The 6,054-nt window shown below is 64.2% G+C and carries 6 protein-coding genes; 3 read left to right on the top strand and 3 right to left on the bottom strand.

Annotation, left to right across the window (positions count from 1 at the left end):
* Window positions 1-25: 25 nt before the first annotated feature.
* A complete protein-coding gene (locus tag XI04_RS16170; RefSeq protein WP_038946934.1) occupies window positions 26-673 on the bottom strand; it encodes a hypothetical protein in 648 nt (215 codons plus the stop codon).
* A 451-nt stretch (window positions 674-1,124) separates the two neighbouring features.
* On the opposite strand from XI04_RS16170, the gene XI04_RS16165 reads away from it, so the two are divergent.
* Complete coding sequence (locus XI04_RS16165) at window positions 1,125-2,108, top strand: Bug family tripartite tricarboxylate transporter substrate binding protein (RefSeq protein WP_097669003.1); 984 nt, start codon at window positions 1,125-1,127, stop codon at window positions 2,106-2,108.
* Between the two features lie 21 nt (window positions 2,109-2,129).
* Here the strand turns inward: XI04_RS16165 and XI04_RS16160 are convergent, their stop codons facing one another.
* Window positions 2,130-2,591, bottom strand: coding sequence for an NUDIX domain-containing protein (locus XI04_RS16160; RefSeq protein WP_097669002.1), 462 nt, complete (start codon window positions 2,589-2,591; stop codon window positions 2,130-2,132).
* A gap of 106 nt (window positions 2,592-2,697) precedes the next feature.
* Here XI04_RS16160 and XI04_RS16155 point away from each other — a divergent pair, with 106 nt between their 5' ends.
* Window positions 2,698-3,825 carry a DUF1236 domain-containing protein gene (locus XI04_RS16155; RefSeq protein WP_271623727.1) on the top strand — a complete coding sequence of 376 codons (1,128 nt, stop codon included), beginning with the start codon at window positions 2,698-2,700 and terminating at the stop codon, window positions 3,823-3,825.
* A gap of 48 nt (window positions 3,826-3,873) precedes the next feature.
* On the opposite strand, the gene XI04_RS16150 is transcribed toward XI04_RS16155, so the two are convergent.
* Complete coding sequence (locus tag XI04_RS16150; RefSeq protein WP_212476184.1) at window positions 3,874-4,833, bottom strand: lytic transglycosylase domain-containing protein; 960 nt, start codon at window positions 4,831-4,833, stop codon at window positions 3,874-3,876.
* A 184-nt stretch (window positions 4,834-5,017) separates the two neighbouring features.
* Between XI04_RS16150 and XI04_RS16145 the strand changes: the two genes are divergently transcribed.
* Entirely contained in the window at window positions 5,018-6,052 is a 1,035-nt protein-coding gene (locus XI04_RS16145) for a L,D-transpeptidase family protein (RefSeq protein WP_212476183.1), read from the top strand.
* Window positions 6,053-6,054 lie beyond the last annotated feature (2 nt).

Raw genomic sequence — 6,054 nt, 5'->3', positions numbered from 1 at the left:
CGCGTGTTGCGGGTGCGATCGGCACTCATGCGGTGATGCCTTGCATGGCCTCGGCCCGTTCGCGCTCGCCGGCGTTGCCGGACGGCACCGGTCCCGCCTCTATCGCGGTGCCCGGCTCGGGAGCGATGAGATGCGCATGCTGCGCGACATTCCCCACGATCGCGCTGCCGCCGTCCTGTACCGACAGGTTCTGCACCGTGATCGGACGCTCGCCGTTGCCGCGGTGGCGGTTGAGGGCCTCCATTTGGGCTGCGAAGGTGCGGGCCAGCCGGGTCAATGTGCGCGAAATGCCCTCCTGCTGCGGGATGCCTTCGGCGAAGGCGAGACGGCAGGCAAAGCGCATGGTCGCGACGTGGACGGACACCATCTGCGCCGTCAGCATGGTCTCGAGAGAATCCCGCGGCGCGATGCCTTTCATCATCGAGATCATGAAGGCGAGATTGTCCTCATCGGGCTTCTGCAGGATCACGCTGGCTTTCGTCAATTGCTTGAGGATGCCATGCAGAGCGTCTTGATCGACGGCACCGAGCGCCTCGCCCATCAAGTGCTCGCCGGTCTCCGCGTCCGGATGCTGAATTGCGATCCGTTGTCCGGTGAGCTTGACCCGGGGGGTGGGCCTGCTGCCGTACCTGACGATTGGCGTCGTGCTGTTGCGTGTCATGGCTGTTGTCATGTCGATGTCTCCTTCGAGCCCACGGCATGCGCGAGCCGGCCCCTCTGGTGCGAGCCGACCCTCTCGGTTGCCGTGCGGCGATTGCGTTTTGAAATGTCGATGCTGGGCTTGTGCGCGATCGAAGCGAGGCCCACATGATCGTGGAGGCCGGGTGCTGACGCGGATCGCGATGATGGCATTATGCCCCTGTTTTGCCCGACGAGTCAAAATCGTTTCGTAACATCCGAAGCTCGCGGCCTGGCGTAAGTCCTTGTTCCGACAGGGGCCGTCTACTGTGCATGGGGTTGTTTTCGCATTTTTTGCTTGGAGGCGGCGCGCACGTGCCGTGCGGCGGAATGCGGGCGCCCGAACACGATTGCGAAATCCGGCGTGACCGCTATTCATGATCTTCACATGCGTCGCACCAACAAGCCTGCACAAGCGGCGCTGCTGATGTCTGGGGAGAGAACCAATGCAACGAACCGCCCGCCTGCTGGCCGTCATCGCCGGATTGTGCGCCGCTGCGCTGTCGACGCAGGCCTCGGCGCAGAAATATCCGGTGCGGCCGGTCAAAATCATGGTCGGCTTCAGCGCCGGTGGGCCGGTCGACGTCGTCGCGCGCATCATCGGCGATCGCCTGGGCAACAAGCTCGGGCAGCCCTTCGTGGTCGAGAACCGCGCCGGCGCCAACGGCATGATTGCAGCCGAAGGTGTCGCGCATGCGGAAGGCGACGGCTACACCATGCTCGCTTGCAACTCCTCCACCATCACGCTCAACAAGACGCTATTCAAGGATATCCGCTACGATCCGGAAAAGGACTTCGCGCCGCTCACCACCGTCGTCTCGGCGCCGCTCGTGCTCGTGGTCAATCCGGAGAATCCCAAGACGGCGAACGTCAAGACCGTCGCCGATCTCGTCGCCGCGGCAAAGTCCGCACCCGGTGCGCTGGCTTACGGCTCGGGCGGCAACGGCAACCTTGCCCATCTCGCCATGGAGCTGCTCAGCCAGAAGGCCGGCATCAAGCTGATCCACGTGCCCTATCGCGGCGGTTCGGCCGCCGAGGTCGGCATCCTCGCCCAGGAGGTGCTGGCCGTGTTCGATCCGCTCTCCGCCGTGCCGCTGGTCAAGGCCGGAAAGTTGCGCGCGCTCGCGGTGTCGTCGGCCGAGCGGCTGCCGGCGCTGCCCGATGTGCCGACCGTCGCGGAAGCCGGCTTCCCCGGCTTCGACATCTCGTTCTGGGTCGGCTTCTTCATGCCGAAGTCGACGCCGGCGCCGATCCTGGAGACGCTGCACCGGGAGATCGCCGCGGCCGCGAAGGATCCGGCGGTCGCTGAGAAGCTCGGTTCGCAGGGCGTGGTCAGCGTGCTGACCCCGGCCGAGTACGCCGCGAAGATCGCGAAGGAGACCAAGGAGCTCGCCGAGGTCGTCGCTGCCGCGGACATCAAGACGGAGTAGGGAGCGCACCTGTTTCCATCGCTATTCACCGCCGGCCAGCTGCGCCAGCCGATCGAGCAGCGGGCGTTGTCCTGCGTTGATCTTCTCCCGCGCCTCTTCGAGCGTGAACCATTCGGCACGGTCGACCTCCGGGAAGACTTGCCGTTTGCTGCTGCGCGGCGGCCATTCCATCTCGAACGTGTTGCTGTGGATGCTGTGCACGTCGATATCGAGCTCGGCGGCGAACGCGGTGACGAGCTTGCCGCCGCGCTGCTTGACCTCGCCAAGCGCGATCAGCGGCACGGACAGCTCGAATCCCAGCTCCTCGGCAAATTCCCGTCGCGCGGCGGCCTCCGCATCATCTTCGTCCGCATACTCGCCCTTGGGGATCGACCAGGCGCCGAGATCCTTGTTGCGCCAGAACGGCCCGCCGGGATGAACGAGAAGGATCTCGATCGCCCGGCGTTTGCGATAGGCGATGATCCCGGCACTCTTCGATGGCATCGCAGGTTCCGTGCAGAAGCGGTCCGCTTTGTCTCGGGAAAAAGTGGAACCGGCCGTTTTAGCGCAGGTTAGTAGCCAACGTTCGTTTGATAAAAGGGAGTGAACCATGATCCGCCTGTTGGCAACCACCGCATTAGGGCTGGTGCTGGCGAACGCCGCCTTCGCGCAATCGCCGAGCACGACCACGAAGTCTGAGCAGATGCCGCAATCCCAATCAAGTTCCACGGCGCCAGCGACGACCTCGCCATCCGGCGCGGCCGGCACGCCGCAGACCACATCGCAGCCGCAGCAATCACCGTCGACAGGAACCTCGGCACAGACGACGCAGAGCACCGCGCCGTCCTCCGGGGCTGCCAATTCCGGATCGGGCACGTCCAATGCTGCGAACAGCACGGACACCTCGCGGCCGCAGAGCGGCACGGCAAGCTCGAACACGACCGGCAACCAGCCCGCGACCCAGCAGGGCGCCAACCCGCCGCCGGCAAACACGAACCAGGCGCAGGATCGGTCCAATCCGCCGCCGGCCAATAGCAATCAGGCGCAGCAGGCGCCCGCTGCATCCGGGACCAACCAGGCTCAGCAGGCACCGACGGCGCCAACCGGCAATCAGGCGCAGGGCGAGCGGTCTGGGACCAACTCTCAGGCGGCTGCGCAGACCAACGTCAATCTGAACCGCCAGCAGGAGACGAAGATCAGCGCCTCGATCTCGCATCTGAACGTCCGGCCGCTGACCAGCGTCAATTTCTCGCTGAATGTCGGCACGGTGGTGCCGCGCGATGTGCACCTCTCGACCCTTCCGCCTGATGTCGTCGAGATCGTGCCGCAGTATCGCGGCTACAGCTTCGCGCTGGTGAAGGATGAGATCGTCGTGGTGGATCCTGCGACCTACAAGATCGTGACGGTGCTGCCGTATTCGGGGAAATCCACGGCAACGACGACGTCGACCGCCCGCGAGCGCAGCGCCAGCAAGTTCTCTGACCGCGATCTCGATGCGATCCGCAAGCATGCGAAAGCTCGTCCCGAGGGCCGGAGCGAACGGCAGACCACCGGAAGCACCGCACGCACCGAGATCCATGTCGGCGATCGCGTCCCTGATAGCGTCGAGGTCGAGGAATTTCCGAGCACGGTCTACCGTGATGCGCCCGACCTGCGGGAGTACCGCTACATCCATCGCGATACCCGGACTTATGTCATCGAGCCTCGCGAACGACGCGTGATCGAGGAGATCGATTAGTTCATCGCCGTCGGAAGCCGCCCATCGGGCGGCTTCTCGATTTGTGCGTCAGATCGCCGAACGTTGGCGCGCCGCGATACGGATGGCGCGAGCCTTGGTGCCCTTCGCCGCGCGGGCTGCAATCATGCTCCTCGCCTTGCCACGGGCCGAGGCGCTTTTGTGGAGCAGGGATACGAACCGCTTGCGCGCGCGGTTTGTCGACAGGCGCGCCGCAAGCTGTTCGGCCTTGCGAATGATGGTCGCGACCGAGGGCGTCAGGTTCACCGGGACCCAGGCGACATCCTTGGCCTTGGAGAGGCTGCCGATGCCTTCGCACGGCGCCTCGCGCGGCAGGTCGATCCTGATCGCGAGCGCCTCCGACCGCTCGGTCCAGTCCTCAGCCTTGGTGCCGGTGATGATGCGGACATAGTCGCGCGTCTCACGGGGCAGCTCGCTCTCCTTGGCGAGCCACTTCTGAACGCGGCCGGGACCGGCATTATATGCAGCCGCGGCGAGGCCGAGATTGCCGAAATCGTCGCGAAGCTTGCGCAGGAATTTTGCCGATGCGGGTAGCGCCTTCATGGGATCGAAGGGATCGTCGAGCCCGACTTCGGCGGCCGTCCCGGGCATGAACTGCGCCACGCCCTGGGCGCCGGCCTGGCTCACCTCGTTGGACTTGAAGCGGCTCTCCTGCCAGAGCAGGCGGGCAAAGAATGGCACGGGAATGCCGCTGGCCTCGGCGGCCTCGCGAAGCGCGTGGCAAAATCGCTCGGTCGGGGAAACCGGCGCCTGTGGGGCTGGCTCGTCCGCGCGGGGCGGCTCGATCACCTGCTCATAGGCGGCACGCGCGTTGGCGAGCTCGATGGCCTGCACACTTGCGAGGAAGAGTTCGACCACCGGAACAAGTGGGGAGGCCCGATTGTTCTGAATAACGGCGCGGTCGAAAGTTGATGTTTGCCGGGACGCCGACGGATCGAGGTCGCACATCAGAATCAAGAACGCGGCGCAAGCCGCGATGACAAATCGCATTTGCGGAGACAACCTCGAACTGTGGGATGAACGGCCAGCGGTGCGCCGGCGATAAGAAGTTATTAACCGTCCGATTGCGGCAAAGCTGCGGTCTCGTCGGTTCCTTCGGTGTTACTACGGTGTTCCCAAACAGAAACGTCCCGCGGTTTCGCGGACCTCTATTTTTCGAATTGGACGAGCGATCATGATGCGATGGATGCTTGGCGCGGTGATGTCGCTGTGGCTCATCTGCCCGGTGCTCGCGGGCAATCTCGATGCAAAAGCGGTGAATGATGCCGCGTGGCCCGCAAAACAGCCGGCCACCGACAAGCTCAACGCATCGGTGGTGAAGCTTCAGGTCCTGCTCGATCGTGCGCAATTCTCGCCCGGCGAGATCGACGGCAAGCTCGGCGAGAACGCGCAGAAGGCGCTGAAGGCATTTGCCGAGCAGAACGGTATCGCATCCGAGAAGGGAATTGCGCCCGAACTCTGGGACAAGCTGACGGCAGCGAGCGAGGGAGCCATTGTCGTCGACTACAAGATCGACGAGGCCGATGTAAAAGGACCTTTCCTGAAGGAGCTGCCGGCCAGGCTCGAGCAGATGAGGTCGCTGAAGGCGCTGAGCTACACCAGCGCGCTCGAGGGGCTCGCCGAGAAATTCCACATGAGCGCGGATCTGCTCAAGGTGCTCAATCCGGGAAAATCCTTTGGCAAGGCCGGCGAGACGATCGTCGTTGCGAATGTTTCCGCGCGAAAAGAGCTGCCTCGCATTGCACGGCTCGAGGTCGACAAGAAACAGGGGACGCTCAAAGCGTTCGACGGGAGTGGTGCTCTGCTCGCGTTCTACCCGGCTTCAATCGGTAGCCCGGATCGTCCGACGCCGAGTGGCACACTCAAGGTCACAAGCACCAACGAGAAGCCGACCTACCACTACAATCCCGAGTACAAGTTCAAGAGCGTTAAATCCAGGGAGCCATTCGACATCAAGCCGGGCCCGAACAATCCGGTGGGATCGTACTGGATCGGGCTGTCGGCGCAGGGCTATGGCATCCACGGGACGGCGGAGCCCGACAGGGTCAGCAAGTCGGCGTCCCACGGCTGCGTCAGGCTGACCAATTGGGACGCCCGCACGCTCGGCGACAACACCAAGCGTGGTACGCCCGTCGTCTTCCTCGATGCGCCGACGGAATCTTCCTCGAAGCAGAAGGACAAGACGGCCGGCAGGCGCGCCGCGAATTAGTT

Source organism: Bradyrhizobium sp. CCBAU 11430 (genome assembly GCF_028128855.1).
In the GTDB taxonomy this organism is placed as follows: domain Bacteria; phylum Pseudomonadota; class Alphaproteobacteria; order Rhizobiales; family Xanthobacteraceae; genus Bradyrhizobium; species Bradyrhizobium ottawaense.
This window is presented reverse-complemented; position numbering and strand designations above follow the sequence as displayed.